Here is a 25,704-nt window from a genome sequence, read left to right on the forward strand (position 1 = left end):
AAGACCCCCGCGCGATACGCAGAAGCCTCCAAGCCATTCCGGAAAATTTACTGGATCCGGCCTTCTCCCGCGATGTGGCCGGTCCGGCAAAGCTGCGACGACCGGAAGGTGCAGGGCGCGTAGTAAAGCCGCACGATGTCGCCCTCGCGGGTCATGTCGTAACAATCCTTGGTGCCATACTGGATGGCCTTGGAGCTGTGGCACCAGCGGTTGCCCTCGATCCACCATGTTCCGTCGCCGGACTCGCTCCGTGTCGTGGAACTGCCGCGATGATAGGTCTGGAAGAAGTAGTGCTTCAGGTCGACATCCGTCGTCCCGTCGGCATGCAACTCGATAGTGGTTTCGACATATCGGCTGCTGCCCTGGATATCGATGCGGCCCATCTCCAGCACGAAGGTCTTGCCCGTCATCTGCGCGCGGATCTGCCCGGCAGTGAGCGAATCGCCCTTCTTGTTGAGGATGGTTTCCTCCGCATCGCCGCCAGCGCCGCCCGCCGAGCCGCCTTGCGTGCCGCCGCCCGCCGTCGCCGGCACGGGCTTGGCTTCCGGCTGCGGTTCTGGAACCTCTTCCGGCGGCGGCATCGGTTTCGCCGCCTTCCGAACCGCTGTCTCCTTCTTCGGCTCGGGCGGCTTCGGCGGTTCCGGTTTCACCTCTTCGGGCTTCTTCACAGGTTCCGGCGGCGCCGCATAGCGGTCATTCGCCGATCCCGCCGCAAGCTGAAACGTCACCGATTGACCGCCGCCCGGGCCCGGCCCGCCGAAAATTCCGCCAAAGGTCAGAAGCATTGACAGGAACAGAAGCCCGTGCAGCGCGACCGACGCGATCAGGAAATTGCGCAGCCGGAATTCCCGCGGCTCCATTTCTCCGGACATGGAGGCGGCCATGCTCATGAGCCCCGCTCCGTCATGATCGTCACCTGCTCGACGCCCGCCTCGCGCAACCCTTCCATCAGTTGCAGCACGGCTTCGGCGGGCGCGTCAGCATCCGCCTTGATGGCGACGCGCTTCGTATTCGTGTCCTTCAGGTGCTTTTCCACCATCGCGCCGGAAAGCTTCGCATCCATCACCCGCTCGCCGAGCCAGACGAAACCGTCCGCTTCAACGATAAGTGTCGTCGGCACATCTTGCTCCCGGTCGTTCAGCGTTCCTTCCGGCAGCGACACGGCGACGTTTTCCGCCGGTGTCATCGTTCCCGCCAGCAGGAAGAAGATGAGCAGCAGGAACACCACATTGATCAGCGGCACCAGCGTCTCGAATTGCCTGCGCGGCGGCTCTTCGTCGAACTCGATCATTTCGTGATCTTCTCCACACGTGCCGTGCCGACGCTCTTCGCACCCGACTGGCGTGCCGCTTCAACAGCGGCAACGAGCGCCTGCGTGCGCGAGCCCCGTTCGGCAAGGATCGTCACGGTGATGTCCTTCCGTTCGCCGATGGCCTCGTTGAGCCCCTGCGCCAGTGCGGCGCGCTCGATGGGCTTCCCGTCGATGGCGATGCTGCCGTCTCCGTTCAGCCATATCTCGACCACGCGTGCGTCCTTCGGCAGGTCGGCCGCGCTCGGCGCGGGCGTCACCACCGACAGCGACTGCGTCTGCAGGAACGATGTCGTCAGCATGAAGAAGATGAGCAGCAGAAACACCACGTCGATCAGCGGCGTCAGGCTGGCCATCCCTCGCTTGCGGATGGGTTCGTCGAACATCTGCTCGCTCCCGCTTCGGCTATTGCGCCGCCCGCGATTGCACCGGCCCTGGCCGCGCATGCAGCGCCGCGATCACACGCGACGAAGCATCCCGCATCGAGAGCCGCACCTGGTCGATCTTTCCTTCGAGCAGGTTCAGCGCCGTGATGGCCGGCAGCGCCACGATGAGGCCGACGGCCGTCGTCAGCAGCGCCACCCAGATGCCGCCCGAAAGCAGCGCCGGATCGACCTGCGTCCCCGCCGCCTCGAGGCTCTGAAAGGCGTTGATCATGCCGATCACGGTGCCGAGCAGGCCGAGCAGCGGCGAGATATTGCCGATCACTTCGAGCCAGCGCAGATAGCGCTGCAGCGCGCCGAGCTCCATCGTGCCGACGCGCTGGATTTCCGCCGCCACGTCCTCGTCGCGCAGGTCGCCGCGCATTTTTGCGCGCACGCCCGCCGCCATCGCCCGCGCGAGCGGCGTCTTGTGCTTCTTCAATATCTCCAACGCGCCGCCAAGGTCGCCCTGCTCCACCCTGTCGACCGCCGGGTCCACGAAGCTCCGCTTGGAAAGCCCCGCCGTCCAGAACTGCACGATCTTGAGCAGGATGATCGCCGCCGAAATGACCGACAGCACCAGCAGGATCGCAACGATCGGGCCGCCCTTGTCGAGCAGCGAACCGATCGAATACCAGACATCGCCCCCGCCGCCCTGCGCGATGATGTCGGCCGCACCGGCCGCCGTCTCCACCGCGCCGTCCGTGGCATCCACGCTCGTCGTTTCTTCAGGCATACGCTTGCTCCTCCCGGGGGCGGTTCCAGACCCCCACCCCGATTCCCATGCTTTCCGTTTGCCCGGGGCCTCCTCCCCCGATATTACGGGTGACCACCGGCGGATTTTTTAGTAAACTATCTTTACGAAATCATCGCTGCGCCCGAACGTCAAGTGCTTCGACGAAATTCCAGTTTTGTTTCTTCGTCATAGTCCAAATTGCGCGGCGGTGATGTCTTGATACTGTCACTTTGCGTGTGCTTTCGTGACGCAACGGGACCGAGGGGCATGACAGGAAAAAGCAACACCGCCGAAGCGGAATCGCCGGAACCGGCGGCAAACGATCCCTTCGCACCGGAGCACTTCCTTCGCGCGATCACGGAAGTCGGCACCATGCTGGCAACCATCTACGATCGCCGCACCGGCCTCACCCGCAATCAGACGCGCATTGTCATCGAGCTTCTCGAACGCGACGGCCAGACGCAGACGGAGCTCGCGAACGCGCTCGCGATCCACAAGGTCTCCGCCGGCATCTATGTCGGTGAACTGGAGGAGATGGGTCTCGTCGAGCGCCGGACTCATCCGACGGATGGCCGCGCGAAATGCATCTACCTGACGCCGCTCCTCCACGCCAACAAGCATATCGGCCAGCATCACTATGAACGGCTCCACGCCGCCGCGATCGACGGCATCGCGCGTGAGGACTACCTCGCCATGCTGAAAAGCCTGGAACGGATGCGCGATAATCTGCTTGAGCTCGACGCGACGGAAAAGAAGCAGGCCTCGAGCCTCTAATCCACCCTTTCGGACGCTAGACGGCCGGCGGCAGGAAGCTGTAGCCGCCGCGGTGATAAAGCAGCGGCCGTCCCTCCTCCACATAGTCGAACTTCAGCACCCGCCCGATCATGATGATGTGATCGCCCGCATCGTGCCGCGCCTCGACCTCGCACTCGAAATGCGCAAGCGCCTCCTTCAGCGCCGGTGTGCCGCTTGCCCCCTCGATGAGGTCCACGCCTTCGAGGCTGTGCGCACCCTTCCGTGAGAGCCGCGACGACACGTCCTCATGTTCTTCCCGCAGCACATTGACCGTGAAATGCGTCGCCTTCTCGAACAGGGACAGCGTGTCCGACTTCTTGTCGAGGCACCAGAGCACCAGCGGCGGGTCGAGCGAAACGGAGGAAAACGAGTTGACCGTAATGCCGATCGGCTCGCCATCGTCCGGCCGGGCCGTCACGACGGCGACGCCCGTCGTGAAGCAGCCAAGCGCATTGCGGAACCTGCGCACGTCGTCGGCGCTGCCTTCCGTCACGATCTTCTGGGCCGCCATCTGATGCTCAACTCCCTTGCTCGTCCCCGGAGGCACGCTCCGAAGTCAACGGTTTCTTAATCTGCCGGAACCCGGTTTAAGCCAGCCTGCCCGCGCCGCGCAACACCATCCCACGCAAAACGGCAGATATTCGCGCAAAACGTCTTGGTTAAACCGGCTGTTAAGACGCTCACCGTGAGAATACGGGCCAGAGAAGAGGCGGGCTCGCTGATAATCGGCAGCCGCAAGTAATCTGCAGGAAAGTGCGTGGGCAAATGCGGCTGATCGTAGGCATTCTCGTGGTTATCCTGAGCGTCTTCGGCGGTTATGCCGCGATGGGCGCTCACCTTGAGGTTCTTTGGCAGCCTTTCGAGGGCGTCATCATCCTCGGCGCCGCGCTCGGCGCCTTCGTCATCGGCAATCCGCCGGCCGTCCTCAAAAGCGTCGGCAGCCTTTTCGGCACGCTGTTCCGCGGCGCGCGCTACGACAAGGCGGCCTATCTCGAATTGCTCGGTCTCCAATACACACTCTTCAAGCTTGCCAAGAGCAAGGGCAACCTCGCCCTCGAAGCGCATGTCGAGAACCCCGCAGAGAGCACCATCTTCCAGCAGTTTCCGAAATTCTCCGCCGATCACCATGCCGTCGAGTTCATGTGCGACTACCTGCGCATGATCACACTCGGCACCGAAAACGCGCATGAACTCGAAGCGTTGATGGACGAGGAACTCGAAACCCATCATCAGGAGCGCGAGCGCATCGTCGGCGCAATGCAGGCCCTCGCCGACGGCACGCCCGCCCTCGGCATCGTCGCCGCCGTGCTCGGCGTCATCAAGACCATGGGTTCGATCGACCAGCCGCCGGAAATCCTCGGCCATCTCATCGGCGGCGCCCTCGTCGGTACCTTCCTCGGCGTCTTCGTCGCCTATGGTTTCTTCTCGCCGATGGCCCAGTCGCTCCGCAACATCTACGAGGCGGAATCGAAATACTTCCTGTCGATGAAGGCCGGCCTCCTCGCCCACATGTCGGGCTACGCGCCGGCCGTCTCCATCGAGTTCGCCCGCAAGGCGCTGATGTCGGAAGTCCGCCCCTCCTTCATCGAAGTTGAGCAATCGACCGCCTCCCTGCAGCCCGCCGGCTGAGCCCGCGCGCGAACCGAGAAAGCATGTAGCTTCCCATGGCGTCGAACGAACAGCCCATCATCATCAAGAAGGTCAAGAAGGCCGCTCACGCCCATCACGGTGGCGCGTGGAAGATCGCCTATGCCGACTTCGTGACTGCGATGATGGCCTTCTTCCTGCTGATGTGGCTCATCAGCATGACGACGCCGGAACAGAAACAGGGTCTCGCCGACTATTTCGCCCCCTCGAACGTCAGCCGCTCGACCAGCGGTGCCGGCGGCATCATGGGCGGCACCGCCTTCGACGAGGAAGGCGCGCGCATGCCGGGCACCAAGCCGCAGGTCGTCATGACGATCTCGACGCCCGCCCAGCCGCGAAGCCCCGAGGTCGAAGAGCAGGAAGCAAAGCGCGCCGCCGAAATGAACGAGCTGATGCACCAGAAGTCGGCCCGCGACGAGAGCAATTTCCAGAACGCCGCGGAAAGCATCCGCCAGTCCATGCGCGAGAACCCGGCGCTTGCCGAGCTGTCGCGCAACATCATCGTCGACGAAACGCCGGAAGGCCTGCGCATCCAGATCGTCGATCAGGATGGCCGCTCCATGTTCCCCTCAGGCAATGCCGAACCTTACGAGCGCACCCGCCAGCTTCTCGACGAAGTGGCGAGGATTCTCGTTCGCCTGCCCAACCGCGTCAGCATTTCGGGCCATACCGATGCAAACCCGCTGGCGGGCCGTCCCGGCTATTCGAACTGGGAGCTCACCGCCGATCGCGCCAACGCCGTGCGGCGCATTCTGGAAAAGGGCGGCCTCTCCGGCGACCGCATCTATCAGGTCGTCGGCAAGGCGGATTCCGAACCCCTCTTCCCCGAAGACCCCTATATGGCCGCGAACCGCCGCCTTTCCGTGGTCCTTCTGCGCGAAGCCCCTGTCACCCCGCCCGGTTTCAGCCCCTGATTTCTCCCCGGCGGCGCCGCACACCCGCTTGCTTTCCGTTTTTCCTGCCCTTATGTGAATAAGGCCGTTTTCGGGAACGACAGGAAAAAGATGAGCGAAAGCAACAATATAGCGCCAACGGGCTTTTCTGCTTCGGAAAGCTACGCCTGGCCAGCCGGGGCTTTCGACGGCGTCATCCTCGCCCGCAGCCTCGCTTTCCTGGCCGATCTGCTGGTGGTCTGCATCCTGATCGTTCTGACGACAGCCCTTTTTGCCGTTCTCGGAACCCTGACCCTCGGCCTTCTCTGGCCCGGCGCCGCGCTTTCGCCGCTCGTCGCGCTCGCCTATTTCACCTTCACGCTTGGCGGGCGTCATTCGGCCACGCCCGGCATGCGCTGGCAGGGCATAGAACTCCGCGCATGGAACGGGCGCCGCCCCGGCTACCTGCAAGCCGCCCTCCAGACCCTTCTCTTCTATGTCACGGTAGCCGTCGGCACGGTTCTCGTCCTCCTCGTTCCCTTCTTCAACCGGCGCCGCCGCTGTCTCCACGATTATCTTTGCGGTACTGTCTTCGTCCGCAGCAGTTCAGTCTGAACCGGGGCCCTTTCGCTAGACGCCTGCAGTTTCACTTCTCAAGCACGACGGCCATGACTGGCATCGTGGTGCTCATTAAAAAGACGCGCGTATGGAGATGGAATTCTTCTGGCAGATGTGGGTGACCTACGGCTTCATTCTGGCCGCGGTCGTGCTCTTCAGCATGGAGCGGATTTCGCTTGAGGTCTCCGCCCTGGCCATCCTCAGCGCGCTGCTGCTTTTCTTCTATTTCTTCCCGGTCGTCGGCGACGATGGCCGCAATCTTCTCGGGCCGACCGCGCTGCTCGCGGGCTTTGCGAACCCGGCTCTCATCGCCGTGCTCGCGCTCCTCGTCATCGGTCACGGCATGTTCCAAACGGGCGCGCTCGACGGCGCGGCGCGATACGTCGCCGATCTCGGCTCCACGCGCCCCGGCCTCACCATCTTCTTTACCTTCCTGCTCGTCGCCACCATCAGCGCCTTCCTGAACAACACGCCTGTGGCGGTCATGTTCATTCCGGTGCTCGCAACGCTTGCCGGGCGCTTCGGCCAGCGCGCACCGAAGGTGATGATGACGCTGAGCTACGTCTCGATCCTCGGCGGCATGACCACGCTGATCGGCTCCTCGACCAATCTTCTCGCGGCGGGCGTGGTGCTCACCTCGCACCTGCCGCCCATCGGCATCTTCGACTTCGTCGTGCCGGGTCTCTTCCTCGCCGGTATCGGTTTCCTCTATTCGACGCTCGTCGTACCTCACCTCGTGCCGGATCGCGGCGGTCCGACCATCGAGCTTTCGGGAGGCGACGCGGGCGGCGGCAAGCAATACATCGCCCAGCTCGAAATCACACCCGGCCACCCGCTTCTCGGCGTGAGTTCCATGGCGGGCCTTTTCCCGCCGCTCCGCGACATGACGGTGCGCATGATCCAGCGCGGCGAACATCCCATCCTCCCGCCTTTCGAGGACGTGACGCTTTCGGCGGGCGATGTCGTCATCGTCGCCGCCACACGCCTGACGCTCACCGAGGCACTCAAGTCCGGGTCCCGCATCTTCGAAGGCATGCTGGAAGAGCGCTTCGCCGAAGGCGTGGAAACGAATGGCGGTCCCGCAAAGCCCGGCGGCGAGCTCGTCCTCGCCGAAAACGTCGTCGCGCCGGGCTCGCGCATGATCGGCCAGACCATCGAGCAGATCGCCTTCCGCCACCAGACGGGCTGCATCGTGCTCGGCGTCCAGCGCCGCAGCCGCATGATCCGCACCTTGCTGAACGACATTCGCCTCGAAGCGGGTGATGTCCTTCTCGTTCTCGGCAAGGCGAGCCAGATCCAGGCCCTCCGCCACAATCGCGACGTCCTGCTTCTCGAATGGTCGGCAACGGAACTGCCGGACCCGAAGCTTGCGCATCGTGCCCTGGCGATCTTCGGCATCATGGTCGCAACCGTGCTCACCGGCATCCTGCCCATCGAGATTGCCTCCATCGGTGGTGCCCTCGCGATCATCGCTTTCGGCGTCCTCAATGTCCGCCAGGCCGCCCGCGCGATCGACCGCCGCATCTTCCTCATGGTCGGCGCCATGCTCGGCGTCGCCGCCGCGCTGGAGGTGACGGGCGGTGCTCATGCCATCGCCCTGGCCTCGGTCCAGCTATTCGACGGCTACGGCATACCCGTCATCCTCTCGGCCTTCTTCTTCGCCATCGCCGTCACGACGAACGTGCTGACGAACAATGCGACCGCCGTTCTCTTCACCCCCATCGCCATCAGCACGGCAACGCAGCTCGGCGTCGATCCCCTGATCTTCGTCTATGCCGTCATCTTCGCGTCGAACTGCTCCTTCGCCACGCCGATGGGCTACCAGACGAATCTCCTGGTTATGGGCCCCGGCCACTACGAATTCCGGGATTTCGTCCGCACGGGCACGCCTCTCGTCATTTTGCTCTGGTTGGCTTATTCTCTCTTCGCCCCTTGGTACTACGGGCTCTAACGGCAGACACGCTGACGGCTTGATATGAGAGAGCAGTGACGGACCAGTCCCGCATCAGATTTCCGCAGTTCTACATCACGTCGCCGCAGCCCTGCCCCTATCTGGAGGGCCGCTACGAGAAGAAGGTCTTTACCCATCTCCTCGGCGACGAGCCCGTCTCCCTGAACAACACGCTCACCCAGGCCGGCTTCCGCCGCAGCCAGAACATTGCCTATCGCCCGGCCTGCGAGGATTGTCAGGCCTGCGTCTCCGTGCGGGTGCTCGCGGGCGAGTTCGAGCCCGGCCGCACCTTCCGCCGCATCGTCGCGCGCAATGCCGACCTGCGCGGCCTCGTGCGCCCCGCCTCCGCGACCGGCGAGCAATACGATCTCCTGCGCCGCTACCTCGATGCGCGCCACGCAGAGGGTGGCATGGCCGACATGACCGAGCACGACTATGTCGCCATGATCGAGGACACCACGATCCGCACCAACATCATCGAATACCGTCTTGCCGCCGGTCCGGACGAAACGGGGCCGCTCATCGCCGCCGCCCTCACCGACACGCTCGATGACGGCCTCTCCATGGTCTACAGTTTCTACGAGCCGGACGATGCCGGGCGCAGCCTCGGCACCTTCATGGTCCTCGACCACATCGAGCGCACCCGCATGGCCGACCTGCCATATGTCTATCTCGGCTACTGGGTCGATGGCTCCCGCAAGATGACCTACAAGACCCGCTTCCATCCCCTCGAAGCCCTCAAGCCGGAAGGCTGGCGGCGTATGGCCGTCTAGGGAGCGCTGCCCTTCCCGCCGCCGTTGCGCCCCGCGCCCGCGTGCCTATACTGGCCGCCAATTGTACCCCTTCAATGGGGAAGAGGCGGCCGCAACGCGGCTGCCCGGAAGCGTTTCCAGGCCAGGTGCTTTCTTGGCCGTCCGGAAACGCGACAAAATAAAGAATTGGAGCCGTCCACCGTTTCCATGAAACGGTGGGCGGCTCTGGGGAAGCAAATCGGGGAGTCTTCGATGAAACGCCGTTCGTTTCTGGCGGGCGCAGGCCTTGCGGGTCTTGCCGCCGCCACCATGCCCGCGCCTGCCATCGCGCAGGGCAAACGCCAGCTCAAGATGGTCACCACCTGGCCGAAGAACTATCCGGGCCTTGGCGCGTCCGCCGAGCGTCTCGCGGTGCGCATTCGCGAGATGACGGACGGCCAGCTCGACATCAAGGTGTTCGGCGCCGGTGAGCTGGTCCCCGCGCTTGAATGCTTCGACACCGTGTCGAGCGGCGCCGCCGACATCTATCACGGTGCGGAGTATTACTGGCAGGGCAAGTCCAAGGCCTACAACTTCTTCACCGCCGTGCCCTTCGGCATGACCGCCGCCGAAATCAACGCCTGGATCTATCATGGCGGCGGACAGGCGCTCTGGGACGATCTCGCCAGGGGCTTCAACATCAAGCCCTTCATGGCGGCGAACACCGGCGTCCAGCTTCCCGGCTGGTACCGCAAGGAAATCAATTCGCTCGACGACCTGAAGGGCCTTTCGATCCGCATGCCGGGCCTCGGCGGCGAGGTCATGCGCCGTCTCGGCGCCGCCGCCGTCACGCTGGCCGGTCCCGACATCTTCCCCGCCCTGCAAAACGGCACCATCGACGCCGCCGAATGGGTCGGCCCCTGGAACGACATGGCCTTCGGCTTCTACCGCCTCGCCAAATATTTCTACTGGCCGGGCTTCCACGAGCCGGGTTCGTCCCTCGCCGCGGGCTTCAACCTCAAGGTCTGGGAATCGCTCACCGCGCAGCAGCAGGCGATCGTCCGCGCCGCCTGCGCCGCCGAGAACGACTACACGCTCGCCGAATACAACGCCCATAACGGCGACGCGCTGAAAACCCTTGTCGAGAAGCATGGCGTCGAGGTCCGCCGCTTCCCGGACGATGTCGTCGCCGCGCTGAAGAAAACCTCCCGCGAGGTGCTCGAAGACGCCGCGAAGGAAGATGCCGTCACCGCCAAAGTCTATGAGAGCTTCCGCAATTTCCTCGACACCACGAGCGAATGGACGCGCATCGGCGACGAAGGCTTCGTCCAGGCCCGCCGCGGTTGACGATCATGACCGCACTCGCACGCATCGCCCGCCTGATCGACGCCGTCAACGAGCGCACGGGCCGCTTTTTCTCGTGGGCGGCCATCCTCATGGTGCTGGTGCAGTTCATCGTCGTCCTGCAGCGCTATGTCTTCGGCATCGGCTCCATCTGGGCGCAGGAATCGATCGTCTACATGCACGGTCTCATGTTCATGGTCGTCGCCGGCTACACATTGCTCCACAACGCCCATGTCCGCGTCGACGTCTTCTACCGCACCATGTCGCCAGCGAAGAAAGCATATGTCGATCTCCTCGGCACCGTGCTCCTTCTCTGGCCGGTCTGTTTCCTCATCTTCTACGTCGCCTTTCCCTATGTCGAGGCCTCATGGGCCGTGCGCGAGGGAAGCCGCGAGACGAGCGGCATCCAGGGCGTCTATCTCCTGAAGAGCGTCATCCTCGTCTTCGCCGTGCTTCTCGCGCTCCAGGGCCTTTCCACCGTCATTCACGCGCTGCGCATTCTTTCCGGGGCCGAACAGCCCGTGGAAGAAGCCTCGCCCATTCTCTGAAGGCGGCCCGCTTAAATGGATCTCCGCAACAGCCTCGATGTCCTGATGTTCGCCGCCGCCTGCGCGGTGCTGCTGACGGGCTTTCCCGTCGCCTTCACGCTGGCGGGCGTCGCGCTCGCCTTCGGCCTTCTCGGCATGGCGCTCGGCGTCTTCGACTTCGGCTTCATGGCCGCGCTCCCGCAGCGCATCTACGGCAACATGACGAACGACGTGCTCATCGCCGTGCCGCTCTTCGTCTTCATGGGCACCATGCTGGAGCGCTCCAGGGTCGCCGAGGAATTGCTGGAAAACATGGGCCGCCTCTTCGGGCGCCTGCGCGGCGGCCTCGGCTTCTCCGTCTCCATCGTCGGCGCGCTGCTTGCCGCATCGACCGGCATCGTCGGCGCAACGGTCGTCACCATGGGCCTTCTCGCGCTCCCCACCATGCTGCGGCGCGGCTACGATCCCGCGCTCGCCAGCGGCTCGATCGCGGCGGCCGGCACGCTCGGCCAGATCATCCCGCCCTCGATCGTCCTCGTGCTGCTCGGCGACACGCTCGCCAATTCCTACCAGAAGGCGCAGCTCGAACAGGGCATCTTCTCGCCCGAGACCCTCTCCGTCGGCGATCTCTTCGCGGGCGCGCTGCTGCCCGGCCTCATGCTTGTCGGCTTCTACATTCTCTACCAGGTCGTCCGCGCTGCCCTCGATCCGAAATCATCGCCCGCCATGCCGGTCGACGACGATATCCCGACCTCCGAACTCTACCTGCGTACCCTGCGCGCCCTCGTGCCGCCCATCGCGCTCATCGTCGCCGTCATGGGCTCGATCCTCGGCGGCATCGCCACGCCCACGGAGGCCGCCGCCCTCGGCGCGGTCGGCTCCATCCTCCTTGCGGGCGAACGCGCGGGCGGCATGAAACGCGCGGTGCGTCTCGCCGCGCTCTGCCTCATCGCGCTTCTCGCGCTCACCTCGGTCATGGACCTGCGCACCGCGCGCAGCGAAATCTCCGGCCTCGACAATGCCGGCATCTGGCTCGCCTACATTCTCTGCGCGGGCGTGGCGCTCGGCCTTGCCGCGTCGGTCTTCCGCCTCTGGCAGAACGGCGTCCTCTCGGAAGTCACGCAGTCCACCGCCCGCATCACCTCCATGGTCTTCGTCATCCTCATCGGCGCCGCGCTGTTCAGCCTCGTCTTCCGGGGTCTCGGCGGCGACGACACGGTGCATGAATTCCTCACCTCCATGCCCGGCGGCACTTTCGGCGCGGTCTTGACCGTCATGCTCATCATGTTCGCGCTCGGCTTCTTCCTCGATTTCATCGAGATCATCTTCGTCGTCGTGCCGATCGTCGCACCCATCCTCCTGATGATGGACGTGAACCCCGTCTGGCTCGGCGTCATGATGGCGGTCAACCTCCAGACCTCCTTCCTCACGCCGCCCTTCGGCTTCGCGCTCTTCTACCTGCGCGGCGTGGCGCCCGAGAGCGTCACCACCATGCAGATTTATCGCGGCGCCGTGCCCTTTGTGATGCTGCAGCTTCTCGCGCTCGCCGTCATCGCGTCCTTCCCCGGCCTCGCGACATGGTTGCCGCGCGTCTTGTTCGGAGGTAGTGCTTTCTGATGAGCACAAACAATCGCGAAAGCGCCGCCCAGAAGGCGCAAAGCAACATGATGCGCCTCGGCCTCGTCGCCGTGGCCATGGCCGGCGTCATCGCCTTCTATGTCCTGACGGGCCGTGTCGACCTGAGCGAGCCGGTCGAATTGACCGCCCGCGTCACGCAATCCGCGACATGGACGGAAAGCGGCCCGCTCACGCTCGATGTCGCCGTCACGCTGGCGAACAACACAGAGGAGCCCTTGCCCCTCTCGCTCGCCTCGCAATGCGACATCTTCCGCTGGTTCCTGACCGACGAGGACCAGAACCTCGTCCAGTCGCAGCGCAGCGACGAGCCCTGCGTCGATCTCCCCATGCAGGGCAACCTCGAGGCGAAGCACAACATCTCCGGCGAGTTCACGCTGACGCTCGACCCCGCCCGCGTGAAGCCGGGACGCTACATTCTCTTCATGCGCTATTGGGGCCACGAGCACCGCGAGCCCGTCACGATCGACTGACAAACCCCGTCATTGCGAGGAGCGAAGCGACGCGGCAATCCATACGGCCGTCGCCCGCCTCACGCCGCCCCGAAACCGCCGCCGAACTTGTGGCCCACGGGGAAGCCCTTGGGCGGCAGGCGGCCCGCCTGTGCACGCTGCCCCAGCCACTCCTTCAATCCGTCGAAGGTCCGCGCCCGGTCCGAGCGGTCATAGGCGATCAGTCCCTGTTTCAGCGTGAAGGTCTTGATGTCGCCGAGCCCGCCATCCTTGTAGCGCTGTAGACGCACGCCCTTGCCGCGCGTCATCTCGTTCACTTCCTTGAGCGGGAAAATGACAAGCTTCCGGTTCTCGCCGATCGCGGCCACATGATCGCCCTGCACCACCGCGCAGGCGACCGCTTCATCCGTACCCGTCACGTTCAGCACCTGCTTGCCCGCGCGCCGCATCGCGACGACCTCATCCTCCGGCACCACGAAGCCATTGCCCTCATGCGAGGCAACGAGAAGCTTCCGCCCCGGCTGATGCACGAAGAGCTCCACGATCTCGCGGCTCTCGTCGAGATCGATCATCAGGCGCACCGGCTCGCCATGCCCGCGCCCGCCAGGCAGCTTCGTCACGTCGAGCGTGTAGAAGCGTCCATCCGTCGCGAACAGCAATATCTTGTCGGTCGTCTCCGCATGAAGCGTGAAGCGCGGCCCGTCGCCTTCCTTGAACTTGATCTCCGTGTCCGGACCCGCATGCCCCTTCACGGTGCGGATCCAGCCCTTCTTCGAGCAGACGACCGTCACCGGTTCCTTCTCGATCATCGCTTCCACGGGCACATACTCGACGGCCGGCGCATCGGAGAAACTCGTCCGCCGCGCACCGAGCTTCGTCTTCGGCCCGAACGTCGTCTTCACCTCCTTGATTTCCTCGGCGACGCGCGCCCATTGCTTGTCGTCGGAGCGGACGAGCGACTTCAGTTCCTTCTGCTCCGCGGTGAGGGTCTTGTGCTCCCCGCGAATTTCCATTTCCTCGAGCTTGCGCAAGCTCCGCAGCCGCATGTTGAGGATGGCTTCCGCCTGGTTGTCCGTCAGCTTGAAGCGCTTCATCAGCGCGGGCTTCGGCTCGTCCTCCTCGCGGATGATCCGGATCACCTCGTCGAGATTGAGATAGGCCTTGAGATAGCCTTCCAGAACTTCCAGCCGCTTCTCGATCTTGTCGAGCCGGAAGCGCGACCGCCGGACCAGCACCTCCTTGCGGTGCTCGAGCCAGGCGCGCAGCACCCCGCGCAAGCTCATCACGCCCGGCACCTGACCGGCCGAAAGCACGTTGAGGTTCAGCGGAAAGCGGCTTTCGAGATCTGTCGCCCGGAACAGCGACTCCATCAGGTGTTCCGGTTCCACCGTCTTCGACTTCGGCACCAGCACGAGGCGGATTTCTTCCGCGCTCTCGTCGCGCACATCTTCGAGCAGCGGCAATTTCCGCGCCTGCAACAGTTCGGCAAGCTTCTCCACCAGCTTCGACTTCTGCACCTGATAGGGAATTTCCGTGACGACGATCTGCCAGAGCCCGCGCGGCAGTTCTTCCATCTCCCATTTCGCGCGCACGCGAAAGCCGCCGCGTCCCGTCTCATAGGCGTCGATAATCGCCGCGCGCGGCTCCACGACGATGCCACCCGTCGGGAAATCCGGTCCCTTCACGAACTCGACGAGCTTCTCCGTCCGCGCATTCGGATGCTTGATGAGATGCAGCGCCGCGTCACAAAGTTCCGCCGCATTGTGCGGCGGAATGCTCGTCGCCATGCCGACCGCGATGCCCGACGCGCCGTTCGCGAGAAGCTGCGGAAAGGCGCCCGGCAGCACGATCGGTTCCTTGTCCTCGCCATCGTAGGTCTCGCGGAAATCGACCGTGTCCTCGTCGAGCCCATCCAGCAGCAGCGCCGCGACAGGCGTCAGCCGCGCTTCCGTGTAGCGCATGGCGGCCGCGTTATCGCCGTCCACATTGCCGAAATTGCCCTGCCCGTCCACCAGCGGATAGCGCACGGAAAAATCCTGCGCGAGGCGCACCAGCGCGTCATAGACCGACTGATCGCCATGCGGGTGATAACGGCCGATCACGTCGCCGACCACGCGCGCCGACTTCTTGAACCCCTGTCCCGGTTCAAGCCGCAACTGCCGCATCGCAAAGAGTACGCGGCGATGCACGGGCTTCAACCCGTCGCGCACATCCGGCAACGCCCGGTGCATGATGGTCGAGAGCGCATAGGCAAGATACCGCTCCTCCAGCGCCTCGCGCAGATTGATCTCGTGTTCGGGTTCCGGCGGCGTAACGGCCTTGGTCATGTGTCGATCTTCTCGGTAACTGATCTTGCTTCCCACCCTCCCCTCGGGGAGGGTCGAAATTTGAGAACGCAAGTGAACAAATTTCGGGGCGGGGGCGCCGCCGGGCAGGCGCCCGCGCGCTCCTCGCCCCGACTATACCAGCGATTCGCCCCTCACCCCGCCCTTGCGGCCATCTTCTCCATGAGCCTTATCCGCGCATCCGGCAGATGCCGGTCATGCGCCGCGAAGAGATGCCGCTCCAGAAAATGCCCCGTCAGCCGTAAGCCCTCGGCCACATCACCAGGGCTCGCCTCGCCCGCCTGCGCGCCGATGAGGAACGCCGGCAGCCGGAACAGCCTCTCCTTGTAGGGCTCGCCCGCCGCCCGGCTCACCGCGCTGCCGCTCTTCGGCGACACATAGATGAGGTCGTCGCGGGTGCCCGTTGCCGCGCAGCGTGTGAGGTCGAGCCCGAAGCCGAGTTCCTGCAGCAGCCCGAGTTCGAAGCGCACGAAGATCGCGGGCCACACATGCTCGTCCTGCAGGGTTTCGAGCAGCACTTCATAGCCATCGTAAAGCGCGGGATGGGCCTCCCGCTCCGGCACGATGCCGCAAACGGCGCTCGCCGCGCTCAGCGCGAGCAGCGCCAGCGGATCGTCCATGAGGAGCCCGGCGAGCGGTCGCACCAGTTCCACCTGATAGGTGCCCAGATGTTCTGAAAGCCGCGCCCGCCAATGCGCCGAGAGCTTGTTGCCCGGCTGCAGCACGCTCCGCATCCGCTGCCCCGCGCCGCCATGCACGAGACCGAGCGTACGCCCCTGCTCCCGCGTGAACAGTTCGAGGATCGCGCTCGTCTCGCCATGCGCGCGTGCCGACAGCACGAATCCCTCGTCACGCCAGTCCATGTGAGGCCGTAGTCTTTCGTTTCTATCGTGCCGCTATACCCCTCTCCCCTCCGGGGAGAGGGAGGGAGCCGCCGAAGGCGGCGGAAGGGTGAGGGGCAGTCGATTGTTCTAGCTTTCTCCCCGCGAACAGCCAATGCAGAGCGGCGCCGCCGGATCGGTCTCAAGCCGCCGCTCTTCGATCTCCTCGCCGCACGAGAGACAATAGCCGAATTCGCCATCCCCGATGCGCTTCAGCGCCGCTTCCACCTGCTGGATGCGCGTGAGCCGCCGCCGCTCCGTCGCCTGCGCCATGGCCTGCGCCTGAATCGCATCCATCCGCGACAACCGCCCCACGCTCTGCTGGTCGAGTGTCACGGGCGCGCGCGAGGCGGCACCGGTCTCCGAGAGCGCGCGCAACTCCTCAAGCTCCTTTTCAAGCAGCGGCCTGAACGCCGCCGCCTTCTCATTCTCGCTCATGCTGGCTCCCGGTTCCCGGCAAAATTCCTCTTTTGGAATGGTCAGGTCCAGTGGAATTTTTTGCTACACAGGCGCTGCTGCGTCGTCTACTCTCCGCCTCGACTTGATGGAGTCCTTGTTTAGCGCTCCGCATTTTCCCCCGCATATCGGGGCACATCCGAAGCGACAGGCTCGGTGACATCGGACAATGCAGGCATCTCGCCTGCGTCCCGGCCACCGGCTGCCGCAAATGCATGTAGCCCGGTGACGGTCAGTCCGGTGTTCCCCGCACAATGTTGGTTTTGCGGACGCAGCCTTTTGCTTCGCATTTGGAGAAGCAGATGGATAGACGCGCGAACACTCTTTGTACCCAGTTTTATTGCGGCAATACGCAGGGTCCCGCTGAAACCTCCACACACCATGCGCTCGACAGGGGTTCCATCGTCAACGAGCCGGGCTGCGGCCCCGAACCCATTGGCCTTCGCTCTGATTTCGACAACAGGGAATGACCGATATGGACTCACCTTCATCCGTTAAAATAGCCGGAATGCCCTCTGCGCTGCCTGACGTCGTTCACCGCAACTGCGCTCACTGCGGCGCGCCATCTTCGACCGGCATGCTTCTCTCCTACGGCAATGCCGACTGGCCAATGCGCCGATGCACCTGCGGCTTCGTCTACCTGGAGAAAGCACCCGCCTACGAAGAGCTTGCCTCCAATCTCGCTTGGGAGAAATCGCACGGCGCCGAAACAGAGCGGCGCATGAGAGAAGACAGGATCGCCCAGACGATCAGCAAAAAGACACGCTGGCGCATGCGCCTCTTCAAGCGCCGCAACATGACCGATCTTCTGGCCAGATCATGCACCTCGGGCGATGTTCTCGATGTTGGCTGCGCCACCGGACTTCACCTGATGAAACTGCCTCCTGAAATCCGGCCGCACGGCATCGAAATTTCTGAGTTTCTGGGCAAGAAGGCTCAAGAGAACTTCGAATCGCGCGGTGGAAGCGCATATATCGGCCCCGCGCTTCATGTCATGCGCGAGCTGCCATCGGCGAAGTTCGATGCCATCTCCATGCGCTCCTACCTCGAACACGAAGCTCAGCCCGCGGAGGTTCTCGCCGAAGCCGTACGCATTCTGAAACCAGGGGGCGTCCTTTTTATCAAGGTCCCGAATTATGCCGCAGTTAATCGCCTCGTGCGCGGCCGCAGATGGTGTGGCTTCCGCCTCCCCGACCATCTGAACTATTTCACTCCCTCCTCACTCGCGCGAATGCTTCGTTCCGCGAAATTTTCCCCGAAGCAGCCGTGGACGTGGCGCTTGCCGACCGGCGACAACATGTGGATGGAAGCGCGCATTCCCCCAGTCCGCTGATATTCTCCAGATAGGTATTGTATGAAACGCATCAAACTTGTTCTCACGCCAAATCTCTCTGGACAGACGGAAAAAAGAGCGTACGCGAGTTTCTTTCAGACGAGCGGCAGAACAACTACTCTCTTCTCCTTCCTGCTTGAGGAAATGGTCGGCGACACGCGTGCGGAAGCCAGAACGGCGCACGGCCGATGAGTGCTCACTTCGAGGAACTGGACTATCGCCCCACGCCGCTCGGCGCCTTGTCGCTTCGCCGCCGCCATGAGCCCAAGGTCGGCAGGGATCTCTTCGAGATAAAGCTCGGCGATGAATATCTGATGTCGAGCCTCTTTACCGCGTCCGAGGAAGCGCTCGCCCGCCTTGCGCTCGCGGACCTCGATGGCAGCGGTTTCGATGTCGTTGTCGGCGGGCTCGGTCTCGGCTACACGGCCCGTGCCGTGCTGGAAAATACCAACGTCGACTCGCTTGTCGTCGTTGAACTCCTGGACGCGGTCGCCGAATGGCACGAACAGGGCCTCCTGCCGCTCGGCCCGGAACTCACCGGAGATCCCCGCTGCCGTTTCGTGCGAGGAGATTTCTTCGCGCTGGCCGCCACGGGAAAGGGCTTTGTCGCCGAGCACAGAGGCCGCCGTTACGACGCGGTATTGGTGGACATCGACCACGCGCCGGATTTCTGGCTCGCGGAAGAAAACGGAACTTTCTACAGCGCGGAAGGATTGAGGAAAATCGCAGCCGTGCTGCGGCCCGGCGGCGTGTTCGGTCTCTGGTCGAACGACAAGCCGGACGACGATTTCGTTTCCCTGCTCTCTTCCGTTTTCGAAAAGGCACGCGCCGAGCCCGTTACCTTTCCCAATCAGCTGCAGGACAACCGGGAGGCAACCCAGACCGTCTATCTTGCCCAAACCGTATCGGATGAATGAGACCGCAAAAATGGCGGGCGCCGTCGCCCGGCGGAGAAGTTCGACCGTCTGCACACCCTTCTTCGTCCCGGCGGCTGGCTCGGCATCATGACAAGCTTCCAGACCGGCGACGCCCGCTTCGCCGATTGGCACTATCGCAGGGACCCGACCCATGTGGTCTTCCACCGCGAGGAAACTTTCCAGGCGATCGCCACCCGGCGCGGATGGTCCTGCCGTATTCCGGCGCCGAATGTCTGTCTCATGCGGAAGACGTCTCGCTCCTCCAGAAAATCGAGCCCCTTCTCGCAATTCGGCCCGCCCTCCTGCCTTCATCGATTTCGTCAATTTCCAGGTCGGCCTCGCCGGTATAATCGTGTACCGTCCGTTGCACGGGCGGAAGAACGGCGCTCCCTCCACCTGCCTTGCCGGATTGTCCATCGGCGGAACCGGATATCATGAGCCGCTTGTCGGGCGCGAATTTCATGCGGCAATGGCGTGCCGCAAGCAACCCCGGCCAGCGTCTCCGAACGCTGGTTCGGCGAAGATCGGGACAAGGCGCTGCGTGTAACCGAATTCACAAAGCTCCTCTCCGGTACCGCAGGCACCGTAGCAGCATGGTTCCACGAGCATGGAAATACCTGAAGACAAAAGCGCCGGAACGAATGGCTGGCTCAACCGGACGGTTCTTGGCGCGGGGCTGACAAGCGCCCTCGGCGACTTCTGCTACGAAACCACCACCGTGATCCTGCCGGGCTTTCTCGCCGTCCTTGGAATCCCCGCCGCCCTGCTCGGCCTCATCGAAGGTACAGCCGACGCCATTGCGAGCTTCACGAAGATGGCGGCAGGCTATTTCGCCGACAAGTTCGGACATCGCAAGATGCTGGTCGCGCTCGGCTATACGCTCACACCTGTCGGCCAGTTGCTCATCGCCATTGCCCTCGGGTGGCAGTTGATCCTTCTCGGGCGTCTCGTTTCCTGGTTCGGCAAAGGCCTTCGCGGTCCCCTCCGCGACGCCATCATCGTACAGGCGGTTTCACCGCATACGCGCGGCCGTGCCTTCGGCTTTCACCGCGCAATGGACACGCTGGGCGCCATTGCCGGCCCGCTGCTCGGCGTCGCCTTGCTTGGATGGGCACAGACCTTGCCGTGGGACGACGACGCCGGTCCGTTCCGCATGGTCTTCTGGCTGACGCTCGTTCCCGGTCTGCTGGCGGTTCTCGCTTTCCTCACCCTCGTGCGCGATCCCGAACACTCGCCCAACCCCGCCATGCGGCTTTTCACGACCATCAAGAGCCTGCCTGCCCGGTTCAGGCAATATCTCGCGGCTGTGGGCGTTTTCGGCATGGGCGATTTTTCGCACTCCCTGCTCATCCTCGCCGCGACGCACCTGCTCACTCCGTCGATGGGCGTCTTGCAGGCGGCGCAGGTCGCGGGGCTTCTCTATGTCGGGCGAAACATCGTGCAGGTCGGCCTGTCCTATCCCGTCGGCGTCCTCGCGGATCGCATTGGCGCCGCGCCTGTCCTTGTCGCGGGCTATGCACTCGGCGCCGTCACGGCGCTGTTGACGGCATTCGCCTTCTGGCACGGCTCGGACAGTCTCGTTCTTCTCTGCATCGTTTTTGCCGCCGCCGGCCTCTACGTCGCCGTGCAGGAAGCACTGGAAGCAACGGTCACCGCCGGAATGGTGCCCGAGCGAATGCTCGGCACCGGCTATGGTGCGCTCGGCACCGTCAATGGCGCCGCGAAGTTCATATCGAGTTCGATGGTGGGGCTGATATGGACAGCTCTCGCGCCGCAAGCGGCATTCGCTGCCGCCGCCTTGCTCATGGCGGCGGGAACCTTCGTTCTCGCACGCACCCGCTAGGAGCGTCTCACTCCTTCGGAAAATCGAGCCCCATCTCGCGGTAGCGCTCGCGGTCGTCCGACCAGTTCTCGCGCACCTTCACGAACAGGAACAGATGCACGCGGCAGCCGAGCATCTCTTCAAGCTCTTCGCGCGCGAGCTGGCCGACGGTCTTGATCGTCTGTCCGCCCTTGCCGAGCGCGATCTTCTTCTGGCTGTCGCGTTCGACGAAGATCACTTGGCTGATGCGGATCGAGCCGTCCTTCTTCTGCTCCCAGCTTTCCGTCTCCACGGTCAGCGAATAGGGCAGTTCGTCGTGGAGACGGAGGAAGAGCTTCTCGCGCGTCACCTCCGCCGCGAGCGAGCGCAGCGGCACGTCCGCCGCCTGGTCTTCCGGGTAATGCCAGGGGCCCGGCGGCATCAGCCCGGCGATATATTTCTTCAGGTCCGCCACCCCGTCGCCCTTCAGCGCCGAGATCATGAAGGTCTCGGTGAAGATACCGGTCTCGTTCAGCGCCGCCGCCGTCTTCAGCAGCTTCTCGCGCGGACAGGCGTCCACCTTGTTCAGCACAAGGATCGCTTTCCGCCCCTGCGACTTCAGTCCGTCGACAATCCGGGTGAGGTCCTCTTCGCGGCCGCTCTCCATGTCGACCATCAGGATGATAAGGTCGGCGTCCCCCGCCCCGCCCCAGGCGGCCTCCACCATCGCCCTGTCGAGCCGCCGCTTCGGCTTGAAGATGCCGGGCGTGTCCACGAAGACGATCTGCGTGTCGCCTTCCATGGCGATGCCGCGGATGCGCGCCCGCGTCGTCTGCACCTTGTGGGTGACGATCGCGACCTTCGATCCGACGAGCTGGTTGAGCAGCGTGGATTTCCCCGCATTCGGCGCGCCGATGATGGCGACGAAGCCGCACCGGCTTATCCCCGCTTTCGATTCCATATTTTCCGCTTCGTGGTTCATGTGACGTTTCAATGACATTTCGATGACAGCCGGCCGGACTTATCCCCGTTCGGGCCAGACGCCAAGCTCTTCCAGCATCGCCTGCGCCGCCGCCTGCTCCGCCTGCCGCTTCGAACTTCCCTGCGCCTTCAATGGCTTGGCGCCGCCTGCGCTGACTTCCACCGTGAATTCCGGGGCGTGGTCCGGGCCCGTCCGGGCAATCAGAGTGTAGCTCGGCACGGGTTTGCCGCGGGCCTGTGCCCATTCCTGCAAGGCCGTCTTCGCGTCCTGCTGGATTTTCCCTGATTTTTCAAGGAGATGCGACCATTCCCGTTCAATCAGCCGCCGCGCCGCCTCGATCCCGCCATCAAGATAGAGTGCCGCGATCATCGCCTCGCAGGCATCGCCGAGAATGGCGGGTTTCTGCCTTCCGCCGGCTTTCTCCTCGCCCGCACCCATGGTGATGAACCTGCCGAGATCGAGCCGCGAGGCCACCTCCGCGCACGCCTCCTTGCGCACCAGGGCATTGAATCTGATGGCTAATTCGCCTTCGTCCGCATGCGGAAATTCGCGCACCAGCCAGTCCGCGATCACGAGGCCGAGCACACGGTCGCCCAGGAATTCGAAGCGCTGGTAATTCGGCCCCTCCGCGCTCGGATGGGTCAGTGCCTGGGAAAGAAGGCCCAACTCCTTGAAATCATGACCTAATTTCTTTCCGAGTTTGGCGCTCAGTCCACCCATTTGCCCATCCGGTCCCAGCGGATGGCCCAGGGCCATTTCCAGAATTGCCAGAACGACGCGCTCCCGTTGGCGGAGAAGAAGATGATCTCCGCCTTGCCGACCAGGTTCTCGAACGGCACGTAACCCACTGAATCCGCTACACGACTGTCGCTCGAGTTATCGCGATTGTCGCCCATCATGAAGTAGTGGCCCTGCGGCACGACATATGGTCCGGTGTTGTCCCACACGCTGTCGCGGATCATGTCGAGCGTGATGTAGGAGACGCCGTTCGGCAGCGTTTCGCGGTATTGCGGGATGCGGCGGACATTCCCCGTCGGGTCGCGATAGATGAAATCGTCGACGCGTACACGCGGCACGGGCTTGCCGTTGAGATAGAGAACGCTGTCTCTCATCTGCACCGTGTCGCCAGGTAAGCCTATGACACGCTTGATGAAATCGGTGTGGTTGTCGATCGGCTGCTTGAACACCACCACATCGCCGCGCTCCGGCTGCATGCCAATGACGCGCCCGCTGAACAGCGGCGGCGAGAAGGGCAGCGAGTGCTTCGAATAGCCATAGCTGTATTTCGCGACGAACAGGTAGTCGCCGATCAGCAATGTCGATTCCATTGAGCTCGACGGAATGAAAAAGGGCTGGAACAGGAACGCCCGTATCAAAAGCGCGATCAGCAAAGCATAGGCAATCGTCCGGGCATTTTCGGCCCAGGAACTGCTGCTCAGCTTTTTAGCGTTTTCGCTCATCGCCATCTTCCAACTCCTGCTCATCGCGGCGGCTCCTCAAAAAACGGCGGACCTTACCACAATCCGCCGCTCCGTCTCTCCTCGCGCCTCAGACCTTCGGGACGGCCGAAATGATCACGAAAGCCTGTGCCAGCGGATGGTCGTCGGTAATCGTCACGTGGATGACGGCTTCCATGCCCGCCGGCGTAATCTCGTTGAGCCGCAGCAGCGCGCCGCCCGTAAGCGCCATGGTCGGCTGCCCGCCCCGAATATTGACGACGCCCATGTCGCGCCAGAAGACCCCGCGCCGGAAGCCGGTGCCGAGCGCCTTCGAGCAGGCCTCCTTGGCCGCGAAACGCTTCGCATAGGAGGCCGCGCGCATCCGCCGTGCTTCGGATTTCCTTCGCTCGACATCGGTGAATATCCGCTCCACAAAGCGGTCGCCGAAGCGATCGAGCGTTTTCTGAACCCGCCTGATGTCGATGAGGTCGTTGCCGATACCGATGATCATGCGCGGTCTTTCGTATCCTGCCTCGCGGCGGCGCCCCTCGCCTCGTCCATCGTCGCGCGCATCCGCCGGATGCTCGCATCGAGGCCAGTGAAGATCGCCTCGCCGATGAGGAAGTGGCCGATATTGAGTTCGGCAAGTTCAGGCATCGCCGCAACCGGCGCCACCGTGTCGAATGTAAGCCCATGGCCCGCATGAACTTCAAGGCCGAGCGCGGCGCCGTCTCTCGCTGCGTTTGCAAGCCGCGCGAGTTCCGCGTCGCGCTTTGCATTTTCGCGCGCGAAGGCCACATCGCAATAAGCGCCGGTATGAAGTTCCACCACGGGCGCCCCAAGCGACTTCGCCGCTTCGAGCTGGCGCCGCTCCGCGTTGATGAAAAGCGATACGCGGATACCCGCTTCGCCGAGCCGTTCCACGATGGGCTTCAACTGGTTGTGGAGCCCGGCCGCATCGAGCCCGCCCTCTGTCGTCACTTCCTCGCGCCGCTCCGGCACGATGCAGCAGGCGTGCGGGCAATGCCGAAGCGCAATGTTGAGCATCTCGGGCGTCGCCGCCATTTCGAGATTGAGCGGCAGGCCCACTTCCGCCATCAGCCGTTCGATATCCGCGTCGCGAATGTGCCGCCGGTCCTCGCGCAGATGGGCCGTGATGCCGTCGGCGCCCGCCGCCGCCGCAACCTTCGCCGCCCGCACGGGATCGGGATGCTCGCCGCCCCGCGCGTTCCGGATCGTCGCCACGTGATCGATATTGACGCCGAGCCTCAGATATCCGCTCATGCAGCATCCCCCCGTGAAATGTCCGGCGTCGCCGGTTCGCCCAGATGTTCCGGCGCAGCCTGCACGCCGACATTACCGCCGCGCAACAGTACCCGCTCGGCCAGCAGCTTGCGTCTTTGCGCCTGATAGGCCTCCACGCCGCTCCGCGCAACCACATAGGAAATACATCCGAACACGATCCCGACAGGAATTGCGCCAATCGTCAGCGGCACGATGAATGGCAGGATCATGTCGGTGGCATGTGCTGCCTGCAGCGTCTCCGCGATGTCCGGATCGGCGGGCGCCGGCGTTCCCATCATGTAGCGGCCGGTCTCGTAGACGACGAACCAGATTGCCGGAAAGGTCAGCGGATTGCCGATGAAGGTACCGATCGCGCTCGCGATCAGGTTGCCGCGGAGCACCCAGGCAACCATCATCGCGATCAGGATGTGGAAACCGAAAAACGGCGTACAGGACGCGAAAGCCCCCGCCGAAACGCCGAGCGCAATCGCGTGCGGCGTGCCCGAGAGCCGCCACACACGCCGCCACCCATACTGGAACGTGCGCTTCCAGCCCGAACGGGGCCAGAAGAACTCCTTCAGTTTCTCGAGTGGATGCAGCTCAACTCGGCGGCGAAACAAATATGGGCGCTCCTTCTCAAGCCAGATGACGGCTGCCCGGCTTGGTAGCCGGCAGCGCCGCGAGATCTTTCGGCAGCTTGTCTGCCGGGTAGGCCGGGATGGCGATCCGTGCCAGCGAGATGAGCTTCACACCAACCTTCGCCTTGCCGCCGGAGCGGTCGATAAGGCAGGCGGCGGCGGCGACCCTGGCGCCCGTCTTCCGGATCGCCTCGATGCACTCGCGCGACGAAAGCCCGGTCGTCACGATGTCCTCGACCATCACCACCCGCATACCCTTCTTGAGCTCGAAACCGCGCCGCAGCGCAAACTCGCCATTCTCCCGCTCGACATACATTGCCGGCACCTTCATATGCCGTGCCGTCTCATAGCCGGGGATAATTCCACCCACAGCGGGCGAAACAATGGCATCGATGGGGCCGTCGACTTCTTCGCGGATCTTCGCAGCAAGCTCCTTGCAAAGCTTCGCCGTCCGCGCCGGGTTCATGAAGACGAGCGCCTTCTGGAGGAAAACCGGGCTATGGAGCCCCGATGACAGAATGAAATGGCCACGAAGCAGCGCCCCCGCCTTCTCGAATTCCTTCAGAACCTTTTCTTGATCCATATCTTT

The 25,704-nt window shown here is 63.7% G+C and carries 28 protein-coding genes and 1 pseudogene; 14 read left to right on the top strand and 15 right to left on the bottom strand.

Going from position 1 to position 25,704, the window contains the following annotated elements; genetic code table 11:
• Positions 1-47 precede the first annotated feature (47 nt).
• From ACKUUH_RS11000 to ACKUUH_RS11015, 4 genes are read right to left on the bottom strand one after another with little or no spacing between them, the layout of a single operon-like run.
• On the bottom strand, positions 48-890 hold the full coding sequence (locus ACKUUH_RS11000) for a hypothetical protein (protein ID WP_407949966.1): 843 nt from the start codon (positions 888-890) through the stop codon (positions 48-50).
• Positions 887-1,291 (bottom strand): biopolymer transporter ExbD, encoded by a 405-nt coding sequence (locus tag ACKUUH_RS11005; protein WP_322313471.1) that lies wholly within the window; start codon positions 1,289-1,291, stop codon positions 887-889. The genes ACKUUH_RS11000 and ACKUUH_RS11005 overlap by 4 nt, the downstream gene beginning before the upstream one ends.
• Positions 1,288-1,695: an ExbD/TolR family protein gene (locus ACKUUH_RS11010; RefSeq protein ID WP_407949967.1), complete on the bottom strand. Its 408-nt coding sequence runs from the start codon at positions 1,693-1,695 to the stop codon at positions 1,288-1,290. The genes ACKUUH_RS11005 and ACKUUH_RS11010 overlap by 4 nt, the downstream gene beginning before the upstream one ends.
• A gap of 19 nt (positions 1,696-1,714) precedes the next feature.
• Positions 1,715-2,467, bottom strand: coding sequence for a MotA/TolQ/ExbB proton channel family protein (locus ACKUUH_RS11015; RefSeq protein ID WP_407949968.1), 753 nt, complete (start codon positions 2,465-2,467; stop codon positions 1,715-1,717).
• Positions 2,468-2,734: 267 nt separating this feature from the next.
• Between ACKUUH_RS11015 and ACKUUH_RS11020 the strand changes: the two genes are divergently transcribed.
• Entirely contained in the window at positions 2,735-3,241 is a 507-nt protein-coding gene (locus ACKUUH_RS11020; RefSeq protein WP_407949969.1) for a MarR family winged helix-turn-helix transcriptional regulator, read from the top strand.
• Between the two features lie 16 nt (positions 3,242-3,257).
• Here the strand turns inward: ACKUUH_RS11020 and ACKUUH_RS11025 are convergent, their stop codons facing one another.
• The gene (locus ACKUUH_RS11025; RefSeq protein ID WP_407949970.1) at positions 3,258-3,773 is read right to left on the bottom strand and encodes a flavin reductase family protein; all 516 of its coding nucleotides are present in this window, start codon (positions 3,771-3,773) and stop codon (positions 3,258-3,260) included.
• 254 nt (positions 3,774-4,027) lie between these two features.
• Here ACKUUH_RS11025 and motA point away from each other — a divergent pair, with 254 nt between their 5' ends.
• From motA to ACKUUH_RS11070, 9 genes are all read left to right on the top strand, one after another.
• Positions 4,028-4,891 carry a flagellar motor stator protein MotA gene (gene motA / locus ACKUUH_RS11030; protein WP_407949971.1) on the top strand — a complete coding sequence of 288 codons (864 nt, stop codon included), beginning with the start codon at positions 4,028-4,030 and terminating at the stop codon, positions 4,889-4,891.
• A gap of 35 nt (positions 4,892-4,926) precedes the next feature.
• The gene (gene motB, locus ACKUUH_RS11035; RefSeq protein WP_407949972.1) at positions 4,927-5,823 is read left to right on the top strand and encodes a flagellar motor protein MotB; all 897 of its coding nucleotides are present in this window, start codon (positions 4,927-4,929) and stop codon (positions 5,821-5,823) included.
• Between the two features lie 90 nt (positions 5,824-5,913).
• On the top strand, positions 5,914-6,396 hold the full coding sequence (locus ACKUUH_RS11040; protein ID WP_407949973.1) for an RDD family protein: 483 nt from the start codon (positions 5,914-5,916) through the stop codon (positions 6,394-6,396).
• Positions 6,397-6,487: 91 nt separating this feature from the next.
• On the top strand, positions 6,488-8,350 hold the full coding sequence (locus ACKUUH_RS11045) for an SLC13 family permease (RefSeq protein ID WP_407949974.1): 1,863 nt from the start codon (positions 6,488-6,490) through the stop codon (positions 8,348-8,350).
• A gap of 35 nt (positions 8,351-8,385) precedes the next feature.
• Positions 8,386-9,123, top strand: a complete 738-nt coding sequence (locus tag ACKUUH_RS11050) for an arginyltransferase (protein WP_407949975.1) — start codon at positions 8,386-8,388, stop codon at positions 9,121-9,123.
• A gap of 231 nt (positions 9,124-9,354) precedes the next feature.
• Positions 9,355-10,428: a TRAP transporter substrate-binding protein gene (locus tag ACKUUH_RS11055; RefSeq protein ID WP_407949976.1), complete on the top strand. Its 1,074-nt coding sequence runs from the start codon at positions 9,355-9,357 to the stop codon at positions 10,426-10,428.
• A 5-nt stretch (positions 10,429-10,433) separates the two neighbouring features.
• Entirely contained in the window at positions 10,434-10,973 is a 540-nt protein-coding gene (locus tag ACKUUH_RS11060) for a TRAP transporter small permease subunit (RefSeq protein WP_407949977.1), read from the top strand.
• Between the two features lie 15 nt (positions 10,974-10,988).
• A complete protein-coding gene (locus ACKUUH_RS11065; protein ID WP_407949978.1) occupies positions 10,989-12,569 on the top strand; it encodes a TRAP transporter large permease subunit in 1,581 nt (526 codons plus the stop codon).
• Positions 12,569-13,060, top strand: coding sequence for a hypothetical protein (locus ACKUUH_RS11070; protein ID WP_407949979.1), 492 nt, complete (start codon positions 12,569-12,571; stop codon positions 13,058-13,060). The genes ACKUUH_RS11065 and ACKUUH_RS11070 overlap by 1 nt, the downstream gene beginning before the upstream one ends.
• 59 nt (positions 13,061-13,119) lie before the next feature.
• Here the strand turns inward: ACKUUH_RS11070 and parC are convergent, their stop codons facing one another.
• From parC to ACKUUH_RS11085, 3 genes are all read right to left on the bottom strand, one after another.
• Positions 13,120-15,366: a DNA topoisomerase IV subunit A gene (gene parC, locus ACKUUH_RS11075; RefSeq protein ID WP_407949980.1), complete on the bottom strand. Its 2,247-nt coding sequence runs from the start codon at positions 15,364-15,366 to the stop codon at positions 13,120-13,122.
• 152 nt (positions 15,367-15,518) lie between these two features.
• Positions 15,519-16,247 (bottom strand): DNA repair protein RecO, encoded by a 729-nt coding sequence (gene recO, locus ACKUUH_RS11080; protein WP_407949981.1) that lies wholly within the window; start codon positions 16,245-16,247, stop codon positions 15,519-15,521.
• A gap of 108 nt (positions 16,248-16,355) precedes the next feature.
• Positions 16,356-16,703 (bottom strand): TraR/DksA family transcriptional regulator, encoded by a 348-nt coding sequence (locus tag ACKUUH_RS11085; protein WP_407949982.1) that lies wholly within the window; start codon positions 16,701-16,703, stop codon positions 16,356-16,358.
• Positions 16,704-17,187: 484 nt separating this feature from the next.
• Between ACKUUH_RS11085 and ACKUUH_RS11090 the strand changes: the two genes are divergently transcribed.
• The 4 genes and pseudogenes from ACKUUH_RS11090 to ACKUUH_RS11105 all read left to right on the top strand — a co-directional run bounded on the left by ACKUUH_RS11090 (position 17,188) and on the right by ACKUUH_RS11105 (position 20,814).
• Complete coding sequence (locus ACKUUH_RS11090; RefSeq protein WP_407949983.1) at positions 17,188-18,054, top strand: class I SAM-dependent methyltransferase; 867 nt, start codon at positions 17,188-17,190, stop codon at positions 18,052-18,054.
• A 188-nt stretch (positions 18,055-18,242) separates the two neighbouring features.
• The gene (locus ACKUUH_RS11095; protein ID WP_407949984.1) at positions 18,243-18,971 is read left to right on the top strand and encodes a spermidine synthase; all 729 of its coding nucleotides are present in this window, start codon (positions 18,243-18,245) and stop codon (positions 18,969-18,971) included.
• Positions 18,972-19,010: 39 nt separating this feature from the next.
• Positions 19,011-19,409, top strand: a pseudogene (locus ACKUUH_RS11100) (hypothetical protein); the annotation flags it as partial.
• 169 nt (positions 19,410-19,578) lie between these two features.
• Positions 19,579-20,814 carry an MFS transporter gene (locus ACKUUH_RS11105; protein ID WP_407949985.1) on the top strand — a complete coding sequence of 412 codons (1,236 nt, stop codon included), beginning with the start codon at positions 19,579-19,581 and terminating at the stop codon, positions 20,812-20,814.
• A 7-nt stretch (positions 20,815-20,821) separates the two neighbouring features.
• On the opposite strand, the gene era is transcribed toward ACKUUH_RS11105, so the two are convergent.
• The 7 genes from era to pyrE all read right to left on the bottom strand — a co-directional run bounded on the left by era (position 20,822) and on the right by pyrE (position 25,698).
• Positions 20,822-21,733, bottom strand: coding sequence for a GTPase Era (gene era / locus ACKUUH_RS11110; protein WP_407949986.1), 912 nt, complete (start codon positions 21,731-21,733; stop codon positions 20,822-20,824).
• A gap of 60 nt (positions 21,734-21,793) precedes the next feature.
• Positions 21,794-22,474: a ribonuclease III gene (gene rnc, locus ACKUUH_RS11115; protein WP_407949987.1), complete on the bottom strand. Its 681-nt coding sequence runs from the start codon at positions 22,472-22,474 to the stop codon at positions 21,794-21,796.
• The gene (gene lepB, locus ACKUUH_RS11120) at positions 22,462-23,214 is read right to left on the bottom strand and encodes a signal peptidase I (protein ID WP_407949997.1); all 753 of its coding nucleotides are present in this window, start codon (positions 23,212-23,214) and stop codon (positions 22,462-22,464) included. The genes rnc and lepB overlap by 13 nt, the downstream gene beginning before the upstream one ends.
• An 88-nt stretch (positions 23,215-23,302) precedes the next feature.
• Complete coding sequence (gene acpS / locus ACKUUH_RS11125) at positions 23,303-23,704, bottom strand: holo-ACP synthase (RefSeq protein WP_407949988.1); 402 nt, start codon at positions 23,702-23,704, stop codon at positions 23,303-23,305.
• On the bottom strand, positions 23,701-24,477 hold the full coding sequence (locus ACKUUH_RS11130) for a pyridoxine 5'-phosphate synthase (protein WP_407949989.1): 777 nt from the start codon (positions 24,475-24,477) through the stop codon (positions 23,701-23,703). The genes acpS and ACKUUH_RS11130 overlap by 4 nt, the downstream gene beginning before the upstream one ends.
• The gene (locus tag ACKUUH_RS11135; protein WP_407949990.1) at positions 24,474-25,097 is read right to left on the bottom strand and encodes a DUF2062 domain-containing protein; all 624 of its coding nucleotides are present in this window, start codon (positions 25,095-25,097) and stop codon (positions 24,474-24,476) included. Before ACKUUH_RS11135 ends, ACKUUH_RS11130 begins: the two co-directional genes overlap by 4 nt.
• 16 nt (positions 25,098-25,113) lie before the next feature.
• Positions 25,114-25,698 carry an orotate phosphoribosyltransferase gene (gene pyrE / locus ACKUUH_RS11140; RefSeq protein WP_407949991.1) on the bottom strand — a complete coding sequence of 195 codons (585 nt, stop codon included), beginning with the start codon at positions 25,696-25,698 and terminating at the stop codon, positions 25,114-25,116.
• Positions 25,699-25,704: the final 6 nt, after the last annotated feature.

Source organism: Parvibaculum sp., from assembly GCF_045863935.1.
Classification (GTDB): Bacteria; Pseudomonadota; Alphaproteobacteria; order Parvibaculales; family Parvibaculaceae; genus Parvibaculum.

Coding starts and splice junctions, on each gene's coding strand:
- ACKUUH_RS11055 (WP_407949976.1), top strand. CDS start 9,355: ATGAAACGCCGTTCGTTTCTGGCGGGCGCAGGCCTTGCGGGTCTTGCC.
- motB (WP_407949972.1), top strand. CDS start 4,927: ATGGCGTCGAACGAACAGCCCATCATCATCAAGAAGGTCAAGAAGGCC.
- ACKUUH_RS11040 (WP_407949973.1), top strand. CDS start 5,914: ATGAGCGAAAGCAACAATATAGCGCCAACGGGCTTTTCTGCTTCGGAA.
- ACKUUH_RS11090 (WP_407949983.1), top strand. CDS start 17,188: ATGACCGATATGGACTCACCTTCATCCGTTAAAATAGCCGGAATGCCC.
- parC (WP_407949980.1), bottom strand. CDS start 15,366: ATGACCAAGGCCGTTACGCCGCCGGAACCCGAACACGAGATCAATCTG.
- rnc (WP_407949987.1), bottom strand. CDS start 22,474: ATGGGTGGACTGAGCGCCAAACTCGGAAAGAAATTAGGTCATGATTTC.
- ACKUUH_RS11065 (WP_407949978.1), top strand. CDS start 10,989: ATGGATCTCCGCAACAGCCTCGATGTCCTGATGTTCGCCGCCGCCTGC.
- ACKUUH_RS11010 (WP_407949967.1), bottom strand. CDS start 1,695: ATGTTCGACGAACCCATCCGCAAGCGAGGGATGGCCAGCCTGACGCCG.
- ACKUUH_RS11070 (WP_407949979.1), top strand. CDS start 12,569: ATGAGCACAAACAATCGCGAAAGCGCCGCCCAGAAGGCGCAAAGCAAC.
- ACKUUH_RS11015 (WP_407949968.1), bottom strand. CDS start 2,467: ATGCCTGAAGAAACGACGAGCGTGGATGCCACGGACGGCGCGGTGGAG.
- ACKUUH_RS11105 (WP_407949985.1), top strand. CDS start 19,579: ATGGAAATACCTGAAGACAAAAGCGCCGGAACGAATGGCTGGCTCAAC.
- motA (WP_407949971.1), top strand. CDS start 4,028: ATGCGGCTGATCGTAGGCATTCTCGTGGTTATCCTGAGCGTCTTCGGC.
- ACKUUH_RS11000 (WP_407949966.1), bottom strand. CDS start 890: ATGAGCATGGCCGCCTCCATGTCCGGAGAAATGGAGCCGCGGGAATTC.
- ACKUUH_RS11085 (WP_407949982.1), bottom strand. CDS start 16,703: ATGAGCGAGAATGAGAAGGCGGCGGCGTTCAGGCCGCTGCTTGAAAAG.
- ACKUUH_RS11130 (WP_407949989.1), bottom strand. CDS start 24,477: ATGAGCGGATATCTGAGGCTCGGCGTCAATATCGATCACGTGGCGACG.
- ACKUUH_RS11060 (WP_407949977.1), top strand. CDS start 10,434: ATGACCGCACTCGCACGCATCGCCCGCCTGATCGACGCCGTCAACGAG.
- ACKUUH_RS11005 (WP_322313471.1), bottom strand. CDS start 1,291: ATGATCGAGTTCGACGAAGAGCCGCCGCGCAGGCAATTCGAGACGCTG.
- era (WP_407949986.1), bottom strand. CDS start 21,733: ATGGAATCGAAAGCGGGGATAAGCCGGTGCGGCTTCGTCGCCATCATC.
- recO (WP_407949981.1), bottom strand. CDS start 16,247: ATGGACTGGCGTGACGAGGGATTCGTGCTGTCGGCACGCGCGCATGGC.
- pyrE (WP_407949991.1), bottom strand. CDS start 25,698: ATGGATCAAGAAAAGGTTCTGAAGGAATTCGAGAAGGCGGGGGCGCTG.
- ACKUUH_RS11045 (WP_407949974.1), top strand. CDS start 6,488: ATGGAGATGGAATTCTTCTGGCAGATGTGGGTGACCTACGGCTTCATT.
- lepB (WP_407949997.1), bottom strand. CDS start 23,214: ATGAGCGAAAACGCTAAAAAGCTGAGCAGCAGTTCCTGGGCCGAAAAT.
- ACKUUH_RS11025 (WP_407949970.1), bottom strand. CDS start 3,773: ATGGCGGCCCAGAAGATCGTGACGGAAGGCAGCGCCGACGACGTGCGC.
- ACKUUH_RS11095 (WP_407949984.1), top strand. CDS start 18,243: ATGAGTGCTCACTTCGAGGAACTGGACTATCGCCCCACGCCGCTCGGC.
- acpS (WP_407949988.1), bottom strand. CDS start 23,704: ATGATCATCGGTATCGGCAACGACCTCATCGACATCAGGCGGGTTCAG.
- ACKUUH_RS11020 (WP_407949969.1), top strand. CDS start 2,735: ATGACAGGAAAAAGCAACACCGCCGAAGCGGAATCGCCGGAACCGGCG.